We start from the raw sequence: 24,195 nt of genomic DNA on the forward strand, positions 1-24,195 counted from the left end.
TTTTTATCTGAGCTATTTTTTCAGGGCTGAAAGTTCCTCCAGCCTAAGGTTGAACCTTTCTATCACCATCTCCGAATTCTGATAGAGCTCTTTCAACTGGGCCGCCATGGGAGCCCAGCGGAGATCTGTTCTTGCTTCAAGGAAAATTCCCTCGAGCGAGTTCTGCAGGTGAAACAACAATTCTCCCGCGCGCAGGAACCGCGCGGTTTTTAAAAGCAGGGTCAACTCTTCCAGGTGTTTTGAAGACGGATCTTTTTTTACTTTGGCCGCGCAGGAAATGGCGCAGGCGGCGGCTATCGCGGGCGCGGGGGAAAACTCAAAATCCGCCTTAATAGTGCTCAGCCTTTTTGAAAGTTCATAAAGCTTTTTAAAAGTTTCCCCGCTTTTGTCGCGCAGGACCATATCAAAAAGCACGCCGAGCGCTTCGCCCGCGTAAGTATTGATGCTGCGTCTGAGTGTTTCGAACACCGCAAGCTGAGTCCCCGGATTTTTTTCAAAAACATAAAGCAGGTCTTCAAGCACGCTTAAAAGCTGTTTGGAGTGTTTCGCCTTTATTTCAGCGACCACCAGTTCGAGAAAGGCGCTTTTCTCGTCGTGGGTCAAGTCTTCAAAGCCCACGCGCTCCGCTCCGTGTTTTTCCGTCAGCGCGAGCCCCGCCGTTTCCAGGTCCCCGCTCTTCAACAGCGGCTCAATGGGTTCTCCGTCCTTCAGGCGGGGGAAAAAGAACACCGGAAATTCCCCGTCCCTGCGCAGAAAAACAAAGGAGAGGCCGGTTTTTGTGTCCGTCTCGGGTGAGTAAAAACTTACGCGCCCCCAACGGCAGTGAAGTTCGCCGAAAACAGCCGACCCGGCGGGCTCGTGGGAGAATAAGAGCTTTGTCCGGCGCCCTTCGCCGGGGCGCAAAAACAGTTCAAGCAGATAAAGCGTCGCTATCTTTTCAGGGCCTGGGGCCGCGCCGCCGGCAAAATGCGCGTATAGCTGGGCGCCGTTCTCAAAGTCCTTATGGCTGGATTGCGCCATTTCAAGCAGCGAAAGGAACCTGCGCCGGGCGTCTTTAAAGCCCAGAAATTCAAGGGTTTCCACGGCCTTGGCCGCGTATTTCAGGTTTTGCAGGGCTTCGATCCTTGAAATGTCCGAAAAAAACCACCCGCAGCTGGTAAACATCAGCAGAGTGTTTTTTTCCAATTCCAGAAGCAGCAATATTTTCTTTTTTTCCTCTTCGCCGAGAGGTTTGGCCGCCTGTTCATTGAAAAAAGCCTCTTTCGGTCCGGGGCCGGGCTCAAGCAGCAGGTTTATATAGTCGTTCCTTGCGCGCCAGGGGTCTTTCAGCAGGCCCGCGCTTTCCTCAAGATAAATTTCAGCCGCCGTGTCCCTCAGCGCGTTTAAGGCCGCGCGCAAAGGCAGGCGCCAGTTAAGGCTGGAGTTGCCTTCTTTGCCGCATTCGCAGCCGCCTTTCCACCGCCTTACTCCGTGGGCGCAGCTCCAGGCTGTCCCGTCTCCGTCGGGGCCTTTTTTTATAAGCGCCTCCTTTTTCGGGGGATGGGTATCAAGGTAGGTGGAAAAATTCACGACCTCTATGCGGTGTTTTTTCAGTTCGTGCCTGAAACAGTGGGCCAGCGTCATATCGCCGAACTTGTGATGATGGCCGAAAGTTTCCCCGTCAACGGCCGCGCTTACGAGCTGGTCCGCGCGCGGGGCGGCATGGTAACATGAGTTGATCCGCTCGGAGAGCGCGCCGGAATCCTTAAGCACGTTTTCAAAGGCGATAGCTTTTGAAAGCGGACCGTTATAAAAGAAAATAGCCAGACTGCGGTTCTTGATTGTGGTTTCGTCGGGAGCGCGGTCAAACCAGATATAGGGCTCGCCGGTGTCAAAAATACCGAGGGGGACGTCCGTCCATTTATCCGAGTCGAGCGGCCTTATCTTTTCGGCCTGGTAGGGGGAAAGTATGACGTATCGCATCCCGTGGTCTATAAGCAGGCGCAGCGTGTCGTCGTTGACCGCGGTTTCCGCCAGCCACATCGCTTCCGGCCTGAAGCCGAAGCGGAATTCAAAATCCCTTATGCCCCATATAACCTGGGTGAGGCGGTCGTTAAAAGAAGCGAGCGGCATTATCAGATGGTTGTAAACCTGCGCTATGGCGTTCGAGTGGCCGCAGGTTTCCCGGCTGCTGATGCCTGCGGCTATCACCTTGGCGTAATAAGCGGGGTATTTCCGCTCCAGCCAGGAAAGCAGCGTGGGCCCGAAATTGAAATTAAGATATTCATAGTTATTTACAAGCTCCAGCGCCCGGCCCATTGAATCGTTAATGCGGGAATAGGCGTTCGGGATATAGCATTCGCGGGCTATGCGTTCGTTCCAGTCGTGGTACGGCCAGGCCGAACTTTGGTGGTCGATCTCGCCGGTCCAGGGATTTTCCCTTGGCGGCTGGTAAAAGTGGGCGTGCACGGCTAAAAATTTGTTGCGGCTGTCTGAAGTGGTCATTCACAAATTATAGTCATTGCCGGGCGCGTGTTCAAGGAGAAAGATGGGGGAATGGGCGGAGGCGCGAAGGCACAAAGTTGCAAGGAACTTTTCCGGCAACGGTTCAGCCGGATACTTTGCCAAAAGGGCGCGGCCAGCCCCTTCGTCCGCGCCGGAAGAGCCGGCTCCGCGAAAAGATTTTATGGATGATATCGGGGGGCGGCGGCGGGACCGGCGGTTTTTCCGCCGAATTGGCGGCCAGAACGCGGAACAAACAGCGCCGAGGAAAGATCGCCGCGCCGCCTGTACTCGGCCCTGACAAATTTGTTTTCCATGAAACGACTGTTCAGCCATCCATCATAATCCATTCCCCCGGCGCTTATGATCACCGCGCCGGCTTCCCCCTGCTCGGCGGTTTTTATACTCTCCAGAGCGTAATTTTCGGCCGCGCCGGAGTACGTTACCGGAAGAATTATGATCCGGGCGCCGACAGGATAATAGGACAGCGGAGCGGCCAGATACCCTGCTTTCTCGGGATCGTAAAGCCAGGCGGACTGGTTCGATTCCACGTATGGGCTCACCAGCATCACCGGGGCGCGGAACTGCCCGGACCGCGCGGCGGCCCATTGCGCGGCCAGGCGCCAGTCCTCATTGCTGTGAGCCGTGCGGCCGTAGGACAACAGGGCTGCCGCTGCGAACGCGGCGGCAGCCAGCCTGCGCATTTTCCCGGTCTCCAGCGACCGCAGGAATATCCCGGCGCACAGGGCGGCGCCGGCCTGCGAATATAAAAAGTATCTTGGCACCCATATCCCGAGCCCGGCGAGGCGTGACACGGAAAAAAATGCCAGCGGCGGCAGGAAGGCCAGTCCCGCCGCAAGGGCAAGGGCTGAAGCCGGGATGGGTTTAAGCCTTTCCGCCTGAGATCTGACACCCCCGGCCGCCAGCAGTCCCGCCGCTATTGCGGCCGCCAGCGCTGACGGGATAGCCGTGGAGATCAGGGCCGAAGCGGGCGGAGGCCGGGAGAACATGAGCAAGGCCGCCCTGGCCAGGATGCGGCGCGCCGGACCGGCCAGCGGGAGCAGGAACAGGAAGACTAGGCTGTATGCCGCGGCTAATTTCGCGGCAAAGCGTCTTTCCGTGTAATATCTTCCGCCGCAGTAAAGCGCGTGTATCGCTAGCAGAGCCGCGAACATGATATGTGAATAAACGGCGAGGACCGTGAACAAGACGTAAGCGGACATATTCTTTGTCTTGCCCTCATCCAGCAGCGCCGCAAGGTTAAGGGTCGACAATATCGCGAACGCCAGCGCCGCCGAGTATGGACGCGCGTCCGCCGCGTGGAAAACCATGGCGACGGAAGAGCAGAACACCAGCGCCGCCAGGAGCCCTGTTTCCCTGTCCCTGAGCCTTTTACCCAGCAGGTAGACCGCGTAAGCCGCAATCGCGGCCGCCGCAATGGAAGGCAGCCGCAGGGCCGCCTCGCTTTTGCCGAAAGCCGCAATCCACGCCTTCATGAACAGAAAATAGGCGCCGGACCATTCCTGAAAAGTAAAGGCGCGTTTAAAAGTTTCGGCCCAGCCGTCTTTTATTACCCAGTATGTTATCGCTTCGTCGCGCCACAGCGAGGAAGCTGCGCTGGGCAGCCAAAGAGCCGCCGCGGTCAGGATCGTCAGCGACGGCAGAAATTCATCCCGCTGCACGAACCGCCAAAAATATTCTTTTAACTTCATGATTTAGTTGCCCAGGCCCTTTGCCCGAAAAGAGCGGGGCACGCTTTGTATTATAGCCATTGGAGCGCCGTTTCGGCAATTATGTTAAAATTAATTCTAACCGGCAGGAGTTACAACCAGAAACTGGAATATGGACCGGAGGAGGGGGAATTTGTCCTTATGATAGGTTCTTCGGCGGCCGATATAAGATTGAGAGCCTATTTTGAACTGGTCAAAGGTGTATAATTGAACCGCCGCTAAACTATTTAAGGGGTGCGCGTATGAAAAGAACTATTTTATCTTTGTGCCTGCTCATTTTGGCCGGGTGCGCCCGGCAGCCGGACGGGCCGGCGTTTTCAACCTGGAACAAAAAAGTCTCGGTTTATATCACCGCGGACAAGACCGAATACCGTTTAAGCCCGGAAGGGGCTTTCGCCTTCAAACCTTTCAGCCAGCCGCTGGAAACCGAACCCTGCGTTTTTGTGGACCCCTCCAAATTATTTCAGGCTTTCGTGGGCATAGGAGGGGCCCTGACCGATGCCGCCGCCGAGACTTTCGCGAAACTGCCCCTGGACAAGCAACAGGAGGTATTGACCGCGTATTTCGACCGCAAGGCGGGCATAGGTTATTCCCTGGCGCGCACGCCCATGAACAGCTCTGATTTTTCAAGCGGCAGCTACACCTACGTGGACGAGGGGGACAAAGAGCTGAAATCTTTCAGCGTGGCCCATGACCTTAAATACCGCATTCCTTTTATCAAACGGGCCATAGCGGCCGCAGGCGGCGAACTGACTTTGTTCGTCAGCCCCTGGAGTCCGCCGGCCTGGATGAAGGACAATAACGACATCCTGCACGGCGGCAAGCTGAAAAAAGAATTTTCGCAGTCATGGGCGGATTATTACGTGAAATTTATAAAGGCGTACGAGAAAGAAGGCATCCCGGTATGGGGCTTGACGGTGCAGAACGAGCCTATGGCCGTGCAAAAATGGGAGTCCTGCGTTTATACCGCGGAAGAAGAAAGGGATTTTATAAAAAACTATCTTGGCCCGACTTTAGAAAAAGAGGGCCTGGCCGCGAAAAAACTTATAGGCTGGGACCATAACCGGGATCTGCTGTTCCAGCGCGCCGTCGTTCTGCTGGATGATCCGGATACCGCGAAGTATCTTTGGGGTATAGGGTTTCACTGGTATGAAAAATGGCACGGCGATTCCATATTCGAAAATGTGAAACGGACGCGCGAAGCCTATCCGGACACGAATCTGATCCTTACCGAGGCCTGCAATTATCCGTTCAGCTGGAAAACCATAGACGACTGGAATTGGGGAGAGCTGTACGGAAAATCCATGATAAATGATTTCAATAACGGTGCGGCGGCCTGGACGGACTGGAACGTGCTTCTGGATGAAACCGGCGGGCCGAACCATGCGGGGAATTTCTGCTTCGCCCCCCTGCACGGGGACACGCGAAAAGGCTCTCTGCGTTACATGAATTCTTATTATTACATCGGGCACTTTTCAAAGTTTATCCGGCCCGGCGCCAGGCGCGCGGCAAGTTCCTCTTCTCGCGCCCAATTGCTGACCACGGCTTTTTTGAACAAAGACGGAAGCCTGGCGGTCATTGTCATGAACCAGAGCGGGGACAATATCCCTTACCGTCTCTGGATAGCCGGCAAAGCCGCCGCGCTTGCCGCCCCGCCTCATTCTATCGCGACGCTGGTCGTGGAATAAGCGCCTCGGCGGAAGGCCGCGTTACCGGTTCCGTATAACATAGGTTCCCGCCGAGTCTCCCGGCAGGCTTGCAGCCGCGGTTCCGCCCCGATACTGAATATTGAACTCAGCCGCGGCGGGGGCTTCGTTCAACACAATAAGGACTATATCCCCGGACGGCGTTTTGAAGGCCGCGTTGGGCAGCGACGGCAGAAGGTTCGAGGCGATCCTTTTTGAACCGGGTCTTACGAATTTTGAAGCGTGCGCCAGCACATAGTAAGCCACATCGCGCTTGATCTCCCGGCCTATGGTGAGCGCGCCCTGGCAGTTCACGCAACCTCCAGCTGTATGCGGGCCGTAGTCCGGATCCGAGGCTAAATTCCATTCCAGCACGGTTTTGCTCCAGTTCCTTGTCGCTCCGATAATTAAAGTCCCGAGATGCCATTCAAAATTTTCACGGAACTTGCTTGGCCCGCCGACCCATTGCTCGGTAAAGTAAACGTTTTTATCCGGATAGGCCTCATGCACCGCGGACAGGGCCGTGATCTCTCCCCCGTATTTATGGAAGGCGGAACCGTCTATGTAGCGGCCGGCTTCCTCGTCCTCCAGTATGGCTAACGGATATTCCGGCCTGTCGCAATTATGGTCGTACAGCAGTATTTTAGTCTTCAGGCCGTCTTTTTTAAACTCCGGGCCCAGATATCTTTTTATGAAAAGAGCCTGTGTCTCGGCCGGCATGAACATGCTGGGATTATTGTCCGGGTTCAAGGGTTCGTTTTGCACCGTGATCGCGTCAATGTTTATGCCTTCGGCCCGCATGGCTCCGATGTATTTTGCCAGATACCGCGCGTAAACCCCGTAGTATTCCGGTTTTAAGGACCCGCCTTTTGAGTTCCCGTTGGTTTTCATCCATGCCGGCGGGGACCACGGCGAACCAAGCAGTTTGAGTCCGGGATTTACCGCCAGTATCTGTTTAAGCACCGGGATAAGGGCCTCTTTATCCGGCGCGATGCTGAAGCCGGCCAGCTCCGGATCTTTTTGTTCAGAGTCCGAAGGCAGGTCGTTATAAGAAAAAACCCGCCCGTCCAGGTCCGACGCGCCTATGCTGATCCTTAAATAACTGAGTCCGATGGCGCCGCCGTCAACGGCAAAAAGCTCATGCAGTAATTCCGCTCTTTCCGGCTGCGGCAGATCCTGTATCAATCTGGCGCTGCCGCCGGTAAGCGTGCAGCCGAAGCCGTCAATTTCCTGATAGCTTACGCCCGGGTCTATTTTTATGGCCAAGCCGGGTGCGGCCTCCTGTTTGTCAAAATGAAGCGAACCGGGCTGTTGTTGAAATAAGACGGAGCCGTCCGCTTTCGTCAGCCAGAATTCAGCCGCAGCCGCGTGCCGGTCCGGGGCGGATGCCGTGTTTTTCAGGGCGCCGTTCCTTAAAGCGCAGCCTGCAGCCAGGGCCAGAAGCGCGGCCGCGCACATGCGGGCCCCCGCAAATCTAAAGTCCGCCGGTTTCCATGTCTTTATAATACGCCTCCCATAATGCCGTTTAATATTGTTTAATGTTATTTATTGTAAATCTTAATTTCCAAAGTTACAACACAAAAAAGGGCGATATAAGCTAACCTGAATCCTGGAGTTTAATCTGGTTTCCATAAGAGAATCAGGTGAATAAAAAAATGCAGGATTCCCCGCAGCAGCGGGTCGAAAACTAAGCCCCGCTCTTTTGGATTAATGTTCAGCCAAAAGGGCGGGACACCTGAGCTCCGCGAGGGGAAAAATGCAACTGCATTTTTCAGGCTGACGGCGCGGTGCCGCTGATGCGTATTTAAAGCCGGGTGTTTCGGAACATGAAAAAAAGATAAGGAGACCATTAAACAATGAATAACCAGAATTCCGTGGAACAAGCCGCCTCAATAACGCTTCTGGCCCCGCTCTCAGGCATACTTGTTCCCATCGAAACTGTTCCGGATCCGGTTTTCGCCAGAAAAATAGTCGGTGACGGGATCTCTCTTGACCCGACGACACAGGTTCTGCTGGCTCCCTGCGCGGGGTCGGTTCTCAATGTCCATTCAGCCGGCCACGCCCTGACCCTCAAAACGGGCGGCGGGCTGGAAATCCTGCTGCATATCGGTATCGATACGGTGCAGTTGAAGGGAGAAGGGTTTACCCCTCGTGTTAAGGCGGGGGACCAGGTAACGGCGGGGCAGCCTCTGATAGAATTTTCCGCCGACGAAACAGCGAAAAAAGCGCGCAGTCTCCTCACCCAGATCGTCATCACCACACCGGAGCGCGTCAGCGCCATGCGCAAATACGCCGGCAGCGTCAGCGCGGGTAAAGATCCTGTTTTGACTATTGACCTTGCAGCCGGCGGAACCGCCCAGGCGGCGCCTGAAACCGGCGCCCCTATCGTTTCGGAAGCGGTGATAATACCGAACAGCTCCGGCCTGCACGCCCGGCCGGCCGCCACACTGGCCAAGCTCGCGCGCGGGTACCGCTGCGACCTGCGCCTGCGCAAGGGCGACGCCCAGGCCAACATCCGCAGCGTCTCGTCCATCATGAGCCTGGACATAAGGCGGGGGGACAAGGTTTTTCTCGAAGCCCGCGGGGCGGACGCCAAAGAAGCTCTTGACGCCATTGTCCCATCCCTTGAGAAAGGGCTTGGCGAAGAAGCCGGGAGCGCCCCATCCGCCGCGGCGCCTTCAGGGCCGGCGACCTCGCGCCCTGGTCCGTCCGGAGACGCCAACCTGCTTAACGGCATCGGCGCCTCTTCGGGTTTGGCTGTCGGACGGGCTTTTATCCTGTCGGAAACGGAAAGCCGGGTGCCGGAACACGGCGAAACGCCGGAAATGGAAAGACGGCGGCTCGATGAAGCCCTTGCGGCGGCCCGTCTGCAGATCGCCGCTCTTCAGGACCGCCTGAGGATTTCAGGCGATGCTGGCAAATCCGCTATTTTCGACGCCCACATGGAACTTTTGGAAGACCCGGACCTGCTTAACCTTGCTGCGAGCGCCATCGCGAAAGGCAAGAGCGCCGCTTTCTCCTGGAAAGAGGCTTTCACCGCCCATGCCGACCGGCTGGCGGGAATGTCAAATGAACTCCTGGCCGCGCGCGCCGGCGACCTGCGGGATGTGGGCCGCCGCGTGCTTAAGCACATGCTCGGAGGGCCTGATAAAGATATTACCGGTATTCCGGAGGGCAGCATTTTGATAGCGGAAGAGCTTACTCCGTCGGATATCGTTTCACTGGACAGGACAAAGGTGTTCGGCAGCGCCACGGTCGGCGGAGGTGCCACTTCGCATATCGCGATACTCGCCCAGTCGTTCGGTTTTCCGCTCGTGGTCGGCCTGGAACCGCGCGCGCTGGAAATACGCGCCGGCGACCAGGTGATACTGGATGGGGACAATGGCACTGTCCGCCTTAACCCCTCCGCGGGCGATATGGACCGGGTAAAAACCCGTCAGTCCCGCGCGGCTGAATTGCGGCGGGAAGAAGCGAACGCCACCGACCGGCCGGCGGTCACCCTTGACGGTCACAGAGTGGAAGTGTTCGCTAACATCGGTAAGACGGGCGAAGCCGCCAAAGCGGTGAAAATGGGAGCGGAGGGAGTGGGGCTGCTCCGCTCGGAATTCCTGTTCCTCGACAGGGCCGAGGCGCCCGGGGAAGACGAGCAGGCGCTGGCGTACCAGGAGGCCGCTGCGGCTCTCGGCAAAGAACGCCCTTTCATTATACGCACGCTGGACGTGGGGGGCGACAAGCATCTGCCCTATCTCCAGATCCCCAAGGAAGAAAATCCGTTCCTGGGCGAACGCGGCATCAGGGTGGGGCTGGACCGCCCGGATATTCTAAGAACCCAGGTGCGCGCCATCCTGCGCGCGGCCGCCGCCGGAAAAGTCCGGATAATGTTCCCCATGATCTCCGATATCGGTGAGTATCGCGCGGCCCGGGCCATCGTGCTTGAGGAAGCGAAGCGGCTTAGCGTAGCGCCAGTCCCGATAGGAATAATGGTTGAAGTCCCGTCCGCGGCCGTCATGGCGGAGGTGTTCGCCGTAGAGGCGGATTTCTTCTCCATCGGCACGAACGATCTGACGCAATATACGCTGGCCATGGACCGCGGCCATCCAAGGCTTGCGGGAAAAGCGGACGCGCTGCACCCCAGCGTCCTGCGGCTTATCGGCATAGTGGTTGAAGCCGCGCGCGCCCGAGGGAAAACCGTAGCCGTCTGCGGAGGGCTTGCCGGAGACCCAAGGGGGATCCCGCTGCTGATAGGCCTTGGCGTAACCGAGCTTAGCGTAAACGCGCCCGCGGTGCCGTCCGTAAAAGCGGCGGTGCGGCGCCTTAAACTTGAAGACTGCAGGCGGCTGGCAAAGCGCGCGGTCTCTTTCGGAACGGCCGCGGAAGTGCGCGCCCTGATCCCCGTTCACGCTCAGGAATAAACTTCCCCCGTTTCCCGGGGAGACAAAGGAGATTTATGGAAAATCCATTCAAGAAAGCGTTCTCTCTTCTTCAGAAGATCGGCAAATCCCTGATGCTTCCGGTGTCGGTCCTCCCTGTGGCCGGACTGCTGCTGGGACTCGGGAGCGCGAACTTCACCTTCGTTCCCGTACTGATCTCAAAGCTGATGGCGCAGGCGGGAGGAGCCATTTTCGGCAATCTTCCTCTGATATTCGCCATAGGCGTCACCCTGGGCCTTACGAGTAACGACGGAGTGGCGGCGCTGGCCGGCACGGTGGGCTACGCGGTCATGATAGCTACCATGGGAGTGATGGGCGCGATGATGCACACCACGCTCACCCCCGTGATGGGCATGGATTCGCTCGATACCGGCGTGTTCGGCGGACTGCTGATCGGCGCGGTGTCCGGTTTCCTGTTTAACCGCTTCTACCGGGTAAAACTGCCGCCGTATCTGGGCTTCTTCGCCGGCAAGAGGCTGGTGCCTATTCTGAGCGCCTTCGCGGCTATCGCATTAGGCTGCGTTCTCAGCCTTGTGTGGCCGCCTATCGGGGGGGCCATCGCCAAATTTTCGGTATGGGCGTCATCCGGTTCTCCGGCCACGGCGTTCGGCATCTACGGCGTGGTGGAAAGGTCGCTCCTCCCGTTCGGCCTGCATCATATCTGGAACGTGCCCTTTTTCTTCCAGGCGGGGTCGTACTTCGACCCTGTGACCCAGAAGATCATCCATGGGGAGTTGTTCCGGTTCACGGCCGGCGATCCCACGGCCGGCAATATGGCCGGCGGATACCTGTTCAAAATGTGGGGGCTTCCCGCCGCCGCGATGGCGATCTGGTACAACGCCAAGCCGTCGCAGCGGGCAAGGATAGGCGGCATTATGATGTCGGCGGCCCTGACCTCCTTCCTGACCGGGATCACCGAACCCATAGAGTTCGCGTTCATGTTCGTGGCGCCCGTCCTTTACGGCTTGCACGCCGTCCTTGCCGGGGCCGCGTTCTCCCTGTGCATACTGCTGGGCCTGAAACACGGGATGACTTTTTCCCACGGGCTCATCGACTTCATCGTCCTCTTCCCGAAATCTTCCCACGCGCTCTGGTTCCTGGTGATAGGGCCTTTGTGGGCGTTGATGTATTTCGGGATCTTTAATTTCGCCATCCGGCGGTGGAATCTGATCACTCCCGGCAGGGAACCTGACGCCGGCGAGGATGCGGCGCAGTCGCGGCCTGTCCACGAATTCTCGCATCAGCTGGCTTTGGCTTTCGGCGGCAAAAGCAATCTGAAAAGCCTTGACGCCTGCATCACCCGTCTGCGGGTTGAGGTATACCACATCGCGAAAGTGGACCCGGAACGCCTTAAAGGCCTGGGGGCTGCAGGAGTCATGGTGGTGGGAAGCGGGGTACAGGCTATATTCGGCACGCAATCGGAAAACATGAAAACGGACCTGCAGGAATATCTGGCAACGGCTGGCGCTGAAGCCGAAGTAACGGAACGCCAGCCGGCCGCCGCGCCGGCTCCCGCCGCCGCGGGCTTCGCGGAACCTGAGCGCGATCCGGAAGCTGCCGGCAAGGCGCGGGCATGGATCGACGCGCTGGGCGGGGCAGCGGCTATCCGCTCCGTGGAAGCGTGCGCCCAGACCCGTCTGCGCGTGGTTATCGCTCCTGACAGAACGCTGGATATGGACCGGTTGAAAAAGGCGGGTGTTCCGGAAATAATGAAGTTCCCCGACGGGGTCTGCCATTTGATAGTGGGCTTGAACGCCGATCAATACGGCGTGGAGATGAAAGCTCTTCTCTCTGATTAACGCCGCCTGAGCGGTCTCCTTCGGACGGGCTGCGCGGCTTTAAAAATCGCGTTTTTCAGCATCATATAGTTTAAGATGAAATGGGGGGCTGTGGATCTGTGGAGACAAAGGGGCCGGGGCCTTGCAGCTAAACCGGGACCTGACCCCGCTATCCGGCGCCGGGGCCGCAACTCAAAACCAACTTATTTTCCAGGCGCGCAACCGCTGATTATTTTTTGGCCGCTTTCTTAGCCTGAAAAATGCAGTTGCATTTTTCCCTTCGCAGAACTCAGGTGTCCCGCCCTTTTGGCTGAACATTAATCCAAAAGAGCGGGGCTTGGTTTTCGACCCGCTCCTGCGTGGAATCCTGTGTTTTTTTATTTACCTGATTTGCCAATGGAAATCGTCTTGAATGCAGGATTCAGGTTAGCGGTGGTCTTTTGGTACAGCGCCCGCTTAACTTTAAGGGCGGGTATCGCGGCGTCCGTGTACGCCAGCTCGCTTTTTAATTGCTGGCACTTTTCGGTCTTTTTGACCGACTTTTTCACGAGGTTCATTATGGCCGCCATCAAAGCCTGCCCTGTCTTGGCGCCGTTATTTGCGGGCAAATCCACCGGCGCACCCATTTCAGCGCACCCGTTGTCCGCCCATTCTTTCTGAAGGGACGGCTTCAGAAGGGTCAAACCGTCGATAAGCTGTTTGTCCGCGTCGTCTTCCTTCGCTTTATCGCTGCTGCAATAGTCTTTGTCATGCGCAACGCATAGTTTATCCACCTCGTCCTTCGGCGGGAGAAGCTGGATGCCGGTTTTACAAATATCTTTGTCGCCTCCGGAGGGATTCCATTTACCGTTGCTCCACCCCGATCCGCAATAGTTGCCGTGAGTGGGGACGGCCTGGTTTAACTGGTTTTTCGACGGCAGACCGGCAAAAGCATCCACTGAAATTAAACACTGGCTAAAAAAACAGAAACAGACCGATATTTTTTTTAAGTTTATAGTGTTTTTCATAATATACACCCCGATTTTTATGATTTAAACGAGCGCGTGTTAAACGTATGCGATAGCATACCACGAACCCGGCCATTAGTCAATATGGGTATAAGGGACGTTGCTTAAACGCTTAAATGCAGTCGCTAGTCTGTCCGCTTGGCGGCTTTTCCCAGGCAGGCGAGCCAAAGCAGTTCTTTTTCATAGGCGGCGAGCGAGGGCAGAATAAAATCCCTGGCGGGAGTTCTTTTCTTAATGCCTCGGAACGCGCGGTTCATGAAAGGCTTCGAGAACGTGCGGGCTTCAAGCTCGTCAAGGGTCAGGCGGAAGTTCTCAGCGCTTGAATAGGTTTTGGCCGCGCCGAGCCCGGAAAAGTCAAACTCGTCATATTTAAACCGCAGGTGCGGAAAATCGCCCTGCGCGCTGAAAATATCGGAGTATAAAACTATTTCCTTCCGGGGCCGCGGCGCCGGAGCATTTGGCCGGTCATTTCCGGGTTTTATGAGAGCCGGTAAAAATTTGCGCCGCAACTCTTCAAGCAGGTCCGCTTCAAGCTCAGCCGGCATTCTTACGGGCGGCAGAAAAAATTCAACGGCCGCCGCCGCAAGCATTGTCACACTGTCGTAGCGGACAAAGTCTTTTTGCACCTTGTTCTGATAGTAGAAGCCGTCGCTTTTAAATTCTATTTTTCCAGCGGCGACCGGGCGCGGCAGGAGGGGGAGATCCGGGCTTGCAATTACCATGGTTTTAAGCCTGGCGCTGTCGGCCTGGGCGCGCGCCTTCATGACAGGTTCCAAACCGATGCCTTCGATCAGGAAACCGGGAGAGACTTTCAGGCACAGTTCGGCTTCTTTCTGTTCAAGGCCCAAAGCGGAGACCATAAAAGCGGCGGCTTTATCGTTCGCGGTTTCCGGTTCGGAGAGTATAAGTGAATATTTTTCCATGTCGTTACTGTACAGGTAGATAGAATTCAGGAGACAGAATCCGGAATTCTGACTTCTGAATTCCGGATTCCGTCTGCTTGGAAAATTCCCCATCTCACATATTTTTTGCCGACATTATTTCAAGTATTACTCTGTCAACCTGGGCCATTCCGGTTTTCGAAATAAGGGCTATGTTTTTTATTGTTTCTTCGGCTGTTTTGCCTATAAAACCTTCAAGCTCGCTTATGCCTTCGCCGTTGATCGCCATGTATGCGGCCCTTATGGCCGAATCAGCGGAAGAGGCCACTTTAAGAGCGCAGCCGCTTTTAGCCCCGTCGCAAAGAGTTCCGCCTATATCGCTTATTACATTGTTAACCGCAAGCGTGGCGGAGGCCAGGTTCGCGCCCCTGCGCTGCCAGACTATAGCCACGGCCGCGCTCACTCCGGCGGCCACGGCGCAGCCGCATATGGGGGCAAGCTCTCCGGTGTAAACTTTGATATAGGCGTTAACCAGGTGGGAAAGCGCTATGCTCTTCAAAATTCTTTTTTCAGGCACTTTAAAAGCTTTCCCGACCAGGTAAGGCACAAGTATAGCCACCACGCCCTGGTTGCCCGACTGTCCGCTTGACATCACGGGCAGCGGAGCGCCGGCCATCCTCGCGTCGGTGGCTGCCGCGGTGGTAAGCTTGGCCGTTGAAAGTATGTCTTTTTTAATATAGCCTTTGGCGATAAGGTCGGCTATATAATAGCCCACTTTTTTTATTTTAAGGCCTTCTTTTGAAGCGGCAAGATTAAGGGCGACGCCTTCTTTTATATAGGCAAGCTGGGCGGGAGTTACGGTCCCGATCTCTTTGAAAAGTTTTTTAAAACCGGCTTTGCGCAAAACTGATTTGTATGCCGCGTGAGTCCCGCCTGAGGCCCCCGCTTTTTTGCGCAGTATTATTCTGCCGTCTTTTTTTAAAAGAGTGACGGCGCTATGGCTGTTTTCAACCTCACAAAGCGCCCTGTGGTTCAGCGAACGCGCTTCCGCTGAAATATAAATCCCTTTTTTGGCGAAGTCAATGGCTATGGAAACGGCGCCTTTGCGCAGCATGGCCCGTGCCTTTTTTAAATCGGAAGCCGCGAGCTCCTTGAAAATAGCGGAACCGGCTTCAGGGCGGGCTATAACCGCCCCCAGCGCCGCGGCCATCAGGTTGCCCTTCTCCCCGCGCGTGTTCGGCAGCGCCACGGCAAGGCCGTTTTTATATGTGCCGGGGTCCAGCTTTAGCTTTAACGAAATGGTATTCCCGGGTAACAGCAGTTTGGCTGCATTCGCGGCGCAAAAAGCCACGGCCACCGGCTCGGTGCAGCCCATAGCCGGGTAAACTTCATGTTTCAGTACTTCATTCAGCAGTTTTCCCATATTATCTTCTTGGAGGGCTGATGGCTTAAGGCTGAAGGCTTAAGATTTGCAAGGTAATTCCCTCAACTTCAGCTTTAAGTCTGTTTTAATGTTTTATACTTCAGCCTTCAGCCTTTCGGATCAGAATGCCAGTTTTTTCTTTTTAAACCAAATCGTAAGCGTGGCGGCGGACAGCAGGGCGCAGACCGAGCCCATTAAAAAAGGCGCGGCGGGCGAAATTTTGTCCCAGAGAAAGCCGGCAGTAACGCTTGCGAAGAAGGTCAGAAAACCGAGCGCCCCCTGGAAATAGCCCATGGCCGTGGCCCTGTTGCCTGACGAGCTCAGGTGCGAGACTACGGCTTTGGCCACGCCTTCGGTGAAAGCCCCGTAAAAGCCATAAAGAAGGAACAGCAGCCAGATGACGGTTTTGGAATGGGTCAGGGCGAAGCCCGCGTATACCGCGGTAAAAATAAAAAAGCCGAAAGCCATGGTCTTTATTTTGCCCAGGTGGTCCGAGATCCAGCCGGCGGGCATGGCGAAAATAGCATAGAGTATGTTATAGCCGGTATAAGCGAGTATCACATGCGTAGTGGTGAACCCCGTGTTTTTCGCTTTCATTATCAGAAAGACGTCGCTGGAATTCCCCGCGGCGAAAATGGCGTAAAGAAGGACGAATATCTTAAAATCCGCCGTCATAGGAAGGGCGGGGGTTAGGGGAGAGGGGCTGGGGTTTTGGGGATTGACATTCTCAGTTCTAATCCCTACCCTCTCGCCGCCAGCCTCTGCCGTGCTGGTATATTCTTTGACAAAAAGCGCCAGGGTCAATACGCCCAAAGCGGCCGGAACGAAAGCTATAAAAAAAATAGTCCTGTAATCAAGGCCGAGCCTGTTCAGCAGGAACAGGGTTACAAGCGGGCCCAGCGCCGCGCCTGCGGTGTCCATGGCGCGATGAAAGCCGAACGCCTTGCCCCAGTACTGCTTGTCCACCGAAGCGGCCACCAGCGCGTCGCGCGGGGAGGTTCTCAGGCCCTTTCCCAGGCGGTCAATAAAGCGCGCGAAAAGGACGAAATGCCAGGTGAAAGCCAGCGCTATCAGCGGTTTTGATATGGAGGAAAGCGAATAGCCCAATACCACGAAAGGTTTTCGCTTTTTTACCCTGTCCGACCATATGCCGCCGAATATTTTAACGAAACTGGCGGTGGCTTCGGCCACGCCTTCTATCAGGCCCACAACGCGCATGGGGGCCATGAGTACGGAGGTGAGGAATATAGGCATGACCGGATAAAGCATTTCGCTTGAAATATCGGTAAGCCCGCTTACCACGCCGAGCATCGTGATATTGCGGTTGAGGCCTGTTTTTATGCTTTTAACTAAATCCATGTCGTGTCCTCCGGGGTGAATAGCGGGAAATCGGATGCCGGTTCATTGTTTTTTTTAATAATCGAAGTTCTTACGCCGCATTATTTTATCACGAGCCCTTTAGAGAGAATTTTAAAAATAACGCTCAGATCGCTGTCTCCGTAACCGTTATTATAGGATTTAGCCATCAGTTTTTCCACCGCTTCCGTAACCGGAATATCCAACCCCGCTTTACGGGCTTCCGCCAGCATGAAGCGCGTGTCTTTGAACATGTGCTTAAGGGCGAAAGCGGGGGAATATTCCTGTTTAAGTATATTTTCTTTTTTGGCCTTGAAGTAGCCGCAGTTAAGCGCGGGGCTTTCGTCCAGCGCTTCAAAAATAAGCTCCGGCGAAATTTGCATGGCTTTTGCCAGCGCGGCCGCTTCGGCGAGCCCGGTGGTCAATTGCGCCACTATAAGGTTCATGCAGAGCTTAAGCGCGGTGCCGCACGGCGCGGGACCCGCATAAACCACGGCGCGTCCCATGGTAAGCAGGATCGATTTTAATTTTTCAATGGTTTGAGGCTCTCCGCCCGCAAGTATTATAAGCTGGCCGCTCTCCGCCAGGGGTTTTGACCCGGCAACGGGGCAATCCGCGAATTTTACCCCGGCGGTGAAACATTTTTTAGCCAGCGCAGCGGTATATTCAACTGAAACCGTGCTCATGTTTATAAAGGTGTTGCCGCCCAGAAAAGCCGAAAAAACGCCTTCAGGCCCTTCAAGCACGGAATCAAGCGCCGCGGGGTCTGAAACCATGGTAATTACCATGTCGCACGCCTTGGCAAGCGCCCGCGGGGTGACGGCCACCTCGCATCCCAGGTCCGCGAATTCGGAAACGCGCTCCCGTGTGCGGTTGTAAACCGAAACGGAAAACCTTGCCTTCACCAGATTATGCGCCATTGCGCGGCCCATTGTGCCGAGGCCGATAAAACCGATTCTTGGGGGGATGGACATGTTATAAGCTCCTTCGTTAGTCTAAGGGTCTAAGAGTCTTAGAGTCACAGATTTCCTCTTTCGATTCTCGACGCTCAGACGCTCAGACTCCCAGACTCTTGATTTCCGCTTTTGTTAATTCCCGCCATTGTCCGGGCGCTAAGCCCTCTATAGTGAACGGCCCTATCGCGTAGCGCAGCAGCCGCAGCACCGGAAATCCCACATTGGCAAGCATCCGCCTTACCTGACGGTTGCGTCCTTCGCGCAGTTTTATCTCCACCCATGAAGTCGGAACCGTTTTTCTGAAACGGATAGGTGGGTCCCGCGGCAGCAGGGCGGGTTCCTCCATGCTGCGCGCTTCGCAGGGCAGGGTAGGTCCGTCCTTTAAAACCAGGCCTTTTTGCAGGTTCTTTATGGCCTCAGCCGTTATTTTCCGCTCAACCTGCGCCCAGTAGGTTTTAACGGTTTTATGTTTCGGGTCTGAAATGAAACTTTGAAGACGGCCGTCGGAAGTGAGGATCAGCAGGCCCTCGCTGTCGTGGTCAAGCCGGCCTGAGACATAAACCTCTCCGGGCAGGCCAAAATCAGCCAGTGAAGCGTGCCCGTCCCGGGGGGTAAATTGCGACAGTATGCCGTAGGGTTTGTTGATAATTACGGTTGTCATGACCAGATGCCGCGGAATGCCGTCGAATCCAATATGAAATTTTCCTGACTTTCCCTTGTTTTGTTGACATTACGGGGGGATTACAGTCTTTATAATATACTATAATAAGTTCAAACGCGAAAGGCAGCGTCGTCAGCCCTACCGGAGGTGTTATGGCGAAATACAGGGTTTCCATAGATAAAGATCTGCAGGATATTGTGCCCGGCTATCTTGAGACAAGGCTCAAGGATATTCCGGGTCTTTTCGCTTTAAACTCAGCCGGGGACATGGCGGCTTTAAAGAGAGCCGGGCATAAGCTTTCCGGCTCCGGCGGCGGCTATGGCCTGGACCGGCTTTCTGAACTGGGAAAACAGATCGAAACTCTGGCCCTGGCCAACGACGCAGCGGGGATTGCCGCGCGGCTGGCTGAACTCCAGGAATATCTTGAAAACCTAGAAGTAGTATATGAGTAAGATCCTTTGCGTGGATGACGACGAAGATATACAGAAACTCCTGAATACCGTTCTTTCAAGAGCAGGGTTTCAGGTAACTTCGCTTACCAATCCGAAAGAGGCCGTTTCTTCCGCCGACAATTTAAAACCCGACCTGATACTGCTGGACGTTATGATGCCGGAACTGAGCGGCTACGACGTCTGCGCGCTGCTGCGCAAGAATCCCGGGACCGTGGATGTGCCGGTAATCTTCCTTACCGCTTTAAACCAGCCCTCCGACAAGATGAAAGCGCTTTCGCTCGGCGCCGTGGATTTCATTTCAAAACCTTTTGATAAAAGTAAGCTTATTTCCTCTATCAACCAACACCTTGCTAAAGAAGTCAAATGGGCGGCGCCCCAGGAGGAAAAACCGCATTTTGAAAATAAGGCGTCCATAGCGGCGTTCAAGAAGGAGCTTCTTTCCCCGGGGGGCTCCGGATCGCTTAATCCGGACGCGGTCAACAAAATGACCTCTACCGATGTTTACAAGGTACTCGGGCAGCTTGACTTATCCCGGTCCGTGGCGGCTAAAACCATTGCCGCGTTCCTGAAACTGCCGTTTATTGCGATAATAAATCCTGACAACATAAAACTGGACGTGTTCCCGGCCAGGTTCGCGCGGGCCAACAGTCTTGTCGCCATACTTGACGAAGATAAAGGCCTGGTTGTGGTAATGCCCAACCCTTTTGACTTTGAGCTTCTGGAATCTATCAGGCAGTTGATACAGGAGCCCTATTCACTCGCCGTTTCAGACCCGGATTCCATAGCGAACCTCTACAGTTTCGGGCAGGATTCCGGCATGGAGCCCGACGCGAAGGCGGAAGCTCTCTCCATGAAAGCCGAGGAGGTCGGCGATACGCCCGCAAAAAGGGTCGCGCTCACGCAGGCTGAAGAAAGCTCCGTCAAGTATATCACCGCCAAACTGATAGAATCGGCCATACACGGGCGGGCCAGCGACGTGCATATAGAGCCCAAGGAACTTTTTACCGCCATACGTTTCAGAGTGGACGGCGACCTCAGGGAATTCACAAAACTAAAAAAAGACTCCGCGATCAAGGTGTTGACGCGCCTTAAAGTTCTCGGCGGCCTGGACATAGCGGAAAGGCGCCGCCCGCAGGACGGGGCTTTCGTCGCCGGACTGGGCGAAAGGAAATTCACGCTGCGCCTGGCCACGACAGCCACGAACTACGGTGAGAGCATGGTTATCAGGTTCATTGAACCTTATGCCAAGCCAAAAACCCTGACTGAACTCGGTATGGACAAAGTCCAGGTCGCGACGATGGCGATGCTTGCGGGGAAAAACCAGAGTATGATAATCCTGGCCGGCCCCACCGGTTCCGGCAAAACCACGACCGTTTACAGCTTCCTCTCAGGTATGGATACCCAGCGGCGCAGCCTTATATCCGTAGAGGACCCGATAGAGTTCCGTATCCCCAACGCAAACCAGCAGCAGGTAAATGAAAAAGCCGGAGCGACATTTGAGGCGCTGCTCAAGTCATCCGTGCGCCAGGACCCGGATATACTCTTTATGGGAGAAATCCGCGACAAAACTTCGGCCCAGACAGCTCTGGATTTTGCAAGCACAGGGCACCTTACCATAAGCACCATACATACTTCCAACGCCACCACGGCGGTTTTCCGCCTGGAGCGTCTGGGCGTGACGCGGGCGCAGATCGCCTACACCATGCTGGCCATAGTTTCCCAGCGCCTCATTAAACGTCTTTGCGTTAAATGCAGGGAGATGCGGCCTTCGAGTGCGGAAATTGTTAATGTTTTTTCCAGGTTGCACTGCCCCGCTCCGCGCCAGACGGCGCATCCCGTCGGCTGCGTCGACTGCAACAATACGGGATATAACGGCCGGGAAGCTGTTTACGAGATACTGATCATGACCCCTGAAGTGTCGGAGATGATACGTTTAGGAGACTCAATTGTAAACATACGCGAAACCCTGCGGCGCGGGAATGTGACCCTTATAACCGATGCCGCGCTCACCAAGATAACTGAGGGGATCACCTCCTTCAACGACGCCTATGAAAAAGTCCTGGCCGAGGACCTTGGAGATGAGATATCGCCTGTGGCTGACGATGCAAACCTGTTTCTCCCGCCTCCTGAGTCCGTTCGTCCCGCCCCTGGCGCCATTGCCCCCTATATCGCCAGTGCCGACCCTGCCGGCCATGTCGCACCTGCCGCCCATACCGCACCTGCCGCCCGTCCCGCCCCTGCCGCCCATCCCGCCCCTGTCACACCTCCCGCCCCTGCCGCTCTTCCCGGCCCTTTCGAAGAACCCAGTGAGGAAGACGAGGACGAATATATCGGGGTAAAGAAGCCGGCGGCCCCTGAGCCCCCTGCGCCCCTTCCGGTGGAAAAGCCTAAAAAAATACTGGTGGTGGACGACGATCCGGATATACTGCTTCTCGCTCAAAAGGTCATCTCGGGGGCGGGCTATGATGTCACGGCGGTGAAAGACGGCATAGAGGCCATCATGTAGCTTAGCATCCAGAAGTTCGATCTTGTACTTTCCGATATAGATATGCCAAACCTGGACGGGTTGCGCCTGCTTGAGATCCTCCGCCAGAAAAATATAAACGTGGATGTGGTGTTTCTGACCGCGCAGGAAGCGAGTGAAGTCGCGGAAGAGAAGGGGCTGAAGCTTGGCGCGCTTGATTATATACGCAAGCCGGTCAAAAAAGGAATATTACTGTTGCGGCTCAAAAACATATTCGCCAAACAGCGCTGAATTCTTCCTGTAAACTTAGACGCCGCAGCCGGCTGGCGAAGCCCGGAGGTCCCGATAAAGGCGGATAGGCGCAACAACGACAAAAATTGAAGTGAAAACCTGAGAATTGCTGCGATGAATCGTTCCGTCCCTATAAACCTTTTCAATTAAACAGGGACAACAAGATCAGGGCGGGCTTACAAAATTGCGGTGTGAGAAAGGGAATATGGACAATTGGTTCAAAAGAATCGGCCGCAAAAGCAAAGTCTGCAGGCCGGACCCGGACAAATCCGAAGATATACTCCTCAAATACGCCGAAAACATCATCAACACCGTGCGTGAACCATTGATCGCTCTGGATCGGGATTTTAGGGTGCTTTCCGCCAGCCGCTCCTTCTATGAAGTCTTTAAGGTAAACCCTGAAGAGACCGTGGGACAGCTTATTTACAGCCTGGGAAATAAACAGTGGAATATACCAAGGCTCCGGGCGCTGCTGGAAACCATACTCCCCAAAAAAACAACATTTGACAACTATGAGGTGAAACATAATTTCCCTTACATCGGCATGCGCATAATGCGGCTTAATGCCCGGCAAATTCAAAGTGTGTCGGGAAAAGAGGGCATCATCCTGCTTGCCATAGAGGACATTACCGCGCGCAAAAAAGACAGTGAGGCCCTCAACCGCGCACAAAGCGACTTTCTGACCGGCATGAGCCACGAAATCCGCACGCCCATAAGTTCCATTATCGGCATGGTGGAAATGCTGCTGGACACCCGCCTGGACGAAAAGCAAAAGCGGCAGCTGCATTCAATAAAGCGTTCGGCCGACGCCCTGCTTTATATTACAGGCGATATACTGGATATCGCAAAGATGGAGGCGGGCGCGCTTAAAATAAGGAAAGAGCCGTACGACCCGCGGGAGGTGGCCGAAAGCGTGGTGGAGATGTTCGCCCATCGGACCTTTAAGGAATTGGAATTGGTCCTGAATGTTTCCGCGGATATACCCGTCTCCGTTCTCGGCGACGGAAACCGCCTTCGCCAGGTATTAATAAACCTGGTGGGGAACGCCTTTAAGTTTACGCTCAAAGGACGGATAAGAATAAACGCCGAGCTCCTAAAGGGCAAAGCCGCCGGCTGGCTGGTATTCTCGGTGGCGGATACCGGCGTAGGCATCTCCGAGGAGAATCAGAAAAAACTTTTCCGCAAGTTCTCACAGGTGGGCGATTCCAGCGCGCAAAGGCACGGCGGCACGGGGCTTGGCTTGAGTATTTCAAAGGCCCTGGTGGAAATGATGGGAGGGGATATTTCCCTTGAGAGCGAGGAGGGGAAGGGGTCCATCTTCAGTTTCCGGCTGCCCTGCGAGGAGGCTTCGGCGGACCAGGTCAGGCGGGAGGAGAATGTTTCTTTTTCCGGTATGCGCGCGCTGCTGGTGGACGACAACACGGTCAGTTTGGAAATACTGGTCCAAAACATGGCGATTTGGGGCTTCAGCACGGTTTCGGCCAGGAATGCCGCCGAAGCCCTTGAACTCCTTAAGAGCGCGGGTAAATTCAACCTGCTGGTTGTGGATCACCAGATGCTCTGCGGTGACGGAGAGCAGTTTATTGCTGAGGCCGTCGGCAGCGCCGCCGCGGAGGGGGCTAAAATAATAATTCTCCACTCCAGGGGGGAGACCATTCCCGCTAGCGTGAAGCCGGCGGTTTCTGTCTCCCTTGCAAAGCCCATAATCCGCTCCAGACTTTTTGACGCCCTCCTTAAAGTTTTCCGGCCGGACGCTCTCCATGCAGCTTCGGCGGGTGCATCGGTGCCTAAACGCGGCTATTCACATCTGCGCATATTACTGGTCGAGGATAATGCGGATACCCGGAACCTGACCCGGATAATGCTGGAAAAGGCCGGCTATAAACTGGATATAGCGGCCGATTGCCGGGAGGCGCTTGAAAAATGCGCCGCCTTGAACTATGACCTGGTTTTAATGGATATACAAATGCCGGAAACGGACGTCCATAAAGCTGTTTTACAGCTGCGTAAAACCGAGGCCTGCAAGACGACTCCTATCATTGCTCTTACGGCGTACAACCGGGAGAGCGATATCACGAAATCGCTTTCCCTCGGCATGAACGCCCATATAACCAGGCCGCTGAAGGAAAAGGCGCTTTATGGGGCGTTGGACAAGTGGCTGGATACCAGATACAAGGTCCTGATCGTTGACGATGACCCTGACAGCCTTAAACTGGTGGAGCTGCACCTCAAGGGGGAAGCCGGGCTGCGTTTTTACTGGGCGCCGAACGGGCAAGAAGCCCTGAAGATGCTGGAGCGGAATGTTTTTTCGCTGGTGATGATGGACATGGAAATGCCCGTGATGGACGGCCTGACCGCGGTAAGGGAACTCCGGAAGACGGCAGCCGGAAAAACGGTGCCGGTGGTGGCCTTTAGCGCGCATGACGACCCCGTGAAAATCAAGGAATGCCTGGAGGCGGGCTATACGGATTACCTGCTTAAGCCGGTTAAAAAAGCCGGACTCCTGGAAAAGATACACAAGTATTTGTAAATCCGCCGCGGCAGCCGCCCGTTGGGGGGTAACTTGACAGGACACACGAAGACCGCGAAGGCAACTCTGC

General features: G+C 55.3%; 17 protein-coding genes. 8 read left to right on the forward strand and 9 right to left on the reverse strand.

Features of this window, described 5'->3' with window-relative positions; genetic code table 11:
* Positions 1-12: 12 nt before the first annotated feature.
* On the reverse strand, positions 13-2,484 hold the full coding sequence (locus NTX59_10865; GenBank protein MCX5786176.1) for a DUF3536 domain-containing protein: 2,472 nt from the start codon (positions 2,482-2,484) through the stop codon (positions 13-15).
* A 179-nt stretch (positions 2,485-2,663) separates the two neighbouring features.
* Positions 2,664-4,193 (reverse strand): glycosyltransferase family 39 protein, encoded by a 1,530-nt coding sequence (locus tag NTX59_10870; protein ID MCX5786177.1) that lies wholly within the window; start codon positions 4,191-4,193, stop codon positions 2,664-2,666.
* Positions 4,194-4,274: 81 nt separating this feature from the next.
* On the opposite strand from NTX59_10870, the gene NTX59_10875 reads away from it, so the two are divergent.
* Together NTX59_10875 and NTX59_10880 are read left to right on the forward strand one after the other, a co-directional pair.
* Complete coding sequence (locus tag NTX59_10875) at positions 4,275-4,418, forward strand: hypothetical protein (protein MCX5786178.1); 144 nt, start codon at positions 4,275-4,277, stop codon at positions 4,416-4,418.
* Positions 4,419-4,453: 35 nt separating this feature from the next.
* Positions 4,454-5,899, forward strand: a complete 1,446-nt coding sequence (locus NTX59_10880) for a glycoside hydrolase family 30 protein (GenBank protein ID MCX5786179.1) — start codon at positions 4,454-4,456, stop codon at positions 5,897-5,899.
* A 21-nt stretch (positions 5,900-5,920) separates the two neighbouring features.
* Here NTX59_10880 and NTX59_10885 read toward each other — a convergent pair whose 3' ends face one another.
* Positions 5,921-7,354 carry a glucosylceramidase gene (locus NTX59_10885; protein ID MCX5786180.1) on the reverse strand — a complete coding sequence of 478 codons (1,434 nt, stop codon included), beginning with the start codon at positions 7,352-7,354 and terminating at the stop codon, positions 5,921-5,923.
* A gap of 398 nt (positions 7,355-7,752) precedes the next feature.
* Here NTX59_10885 and ptsP point away from each other — a divergent pair, with 398 nt between their 5' ends.
* Positions 7,753-10,308 (forward strand): phosphoenolpyruvate--protein phosphotransferase, encoded by a 2,556-nt coding sequence (ptsP, locus tag NTX59_10890; GenBank protein ID MCX5786181.1) that lies wholly within the window; start codon positions 7,753-7,755, stop codon positions 10,306-10,308.
* Positions 10,309-10,343: 35 nt separating this feature from the next.
* Positions 10,344-12,125 (forward strand): PTS glucose transporter subunit IIBC, encoded by a 1,782-nt coding sequence (gene ptsG, locus NTX59_10895; protein MCX5786182.1) that lies wholly within the window; start codon positions 10,344-10,346, stop codon positions 12,123-12,125.
* Positions 12,126-12,481: 356 nt separating this feature from the next.
* Here ptsG and NTX59_10900 read toward each other — a convergent pair whose 3' ends face one another.
* From NTX59_10900 to NTX59_10925, 6 genes are all read right to left on the reverse strand, one after another.
* Positions 12,482-13,111 carry a hypothetical protein gene (locus NTX59_10900; protein ID MCX5786183.1) on the reverse strand — a complete coding sequence of 210 codons (630 nt, stop codon included), beginning with the start codon at positions 13,109-13,111 and terminating at the stop codon, positions 12,482-12,484.
* Positions 13,112-13,236: 125 nt separating this feature from the next.
* Positions 13,237-14,034, reverse strand: coding sequence for a hypothetical protein (locus NTX59_10905; protein ID MCX5786184.1), 798 nt, complete (start codon positions 14,032-14,034; stop codon positions 13,237-13,239).
* 94 nt (positions 14,035-14,128) lie between these two features.
* Positions 14,129-15,415 (reverse strand): L-serine ammonia-lyase, iron-sulfur-dependent, subunit alpha, encoded by a 1,287-nt coding sequence (locus tag NTX59_10910; protein ID MCX5786185.1) that lies wholly within the window; start codon positions 15,413-15,415, stop codon positions 14,129-14,131.
* A gap of 120 nt (positions 15,416-15,535) precedes the next feature.
* On the reverse strand, positions 15,536-16,774 hold the full coding sequence (locus NTX59_10915; protein MCX5786186.1) for an MFS transporter: 1,239 nt from the start codon (positions 16,772-16,774) through the stop codon (positions 15,536-15,538).
* An 80-nt stretch (positions 16,775-16,854) separates the two neighbouring features.
* On the reverse strand, positions 16,855-17,745 hold the full coding sequence (locus tag NTX59_10920) for an NAD(P)-dependent oxidoreductase (protein ID MCX5786187.1): 891 nt from the start codon (positions 17,743-17,745) through the stop codon (positions 16,855-16,857).
* A gap of 82 nt (positions 17,746-17,827) precedes the next feature.
* Positions 17,828-18,388 carry a pseudouridine synthase gene (locus NTX59_10925; protein ID MCX5786188.1) on the reverse strand — a complete coding sequence of 187 codons (561 nt, stop codon included), beginning with the start codon at positions 18,386-18,388 and terminating at the stop codon, positions 17,828-17,830.
* A 152-nt stretch (positions 18,389-18,540) separates the two neighbouring features.
* Here NTX59_10925 and NTX59_10930 point away from each other — a divergent pair, with 152 nt between their 5' ends.
* The 4 genes from NTX59_10930 (at position 18,541) to NTX59_10945 (ending at position 24,125) form a co-directional block, all read left to right on the forward strand.
* Positions 18,541-18,840: an Hpt domain-containing protein gene (locus NTX59_10930; protein ID MCX5786189.1), complete on the forward strand. Its 300-nt coding sequence runs from the start codon at positions 18,541-18,543 to the stop codon at positions 18,838-18,840.
* Positions 18,833-21,346 (forward strand): ATPase, T2SS/T4P/T4SS family, encoded by a 2,514-nt coding sequence (locus tag NTX59_10935; protein MCX5786190.1) that lies wholly within the window; start codon positions 18,833-18,835, stop codon positions 21,344-21,346. The genes NTX59_10930 and NTX59_10935 overlap by 8 nt, the downstream gene beginning before the upstream one ends.
* Positions 21,347-21,352: 6 nt before the next feature.
* Positions 21,353-21,595, forward strand: coding sequence for a response regulator (locus NTX59_10940; protein MCX5786191.1), 243 nt, complete (start codon positions 21,353-21,355; stop codon positions 21,593-21,595).
* A 205-nt stretch (positions 21,596-21,800) separates the two neighbouring features.
* Positions 21,801-24,125: a response regulator gene (locus tag NTX59_10945; GenBank protein MCX5786192.1), complete on the forward strand. Its 2,325-nt coding sequence runs from the start codon at positions 21,801-21,803 to the stop codon at positions 24,123-24,125.
* Positions 24,126-24,195 lie beyond the last annotated feature (70 nt).

It is taken from the genome of Elusimicrobiota bacterium (assembly GCA_026388155.1).
In the GTDB taxonomy this organism is placed as follows: Bacteria; Elusimicrobiota; Elusimicrobia; order Elusimicrobiales; family UBA9959; genus UBA9634.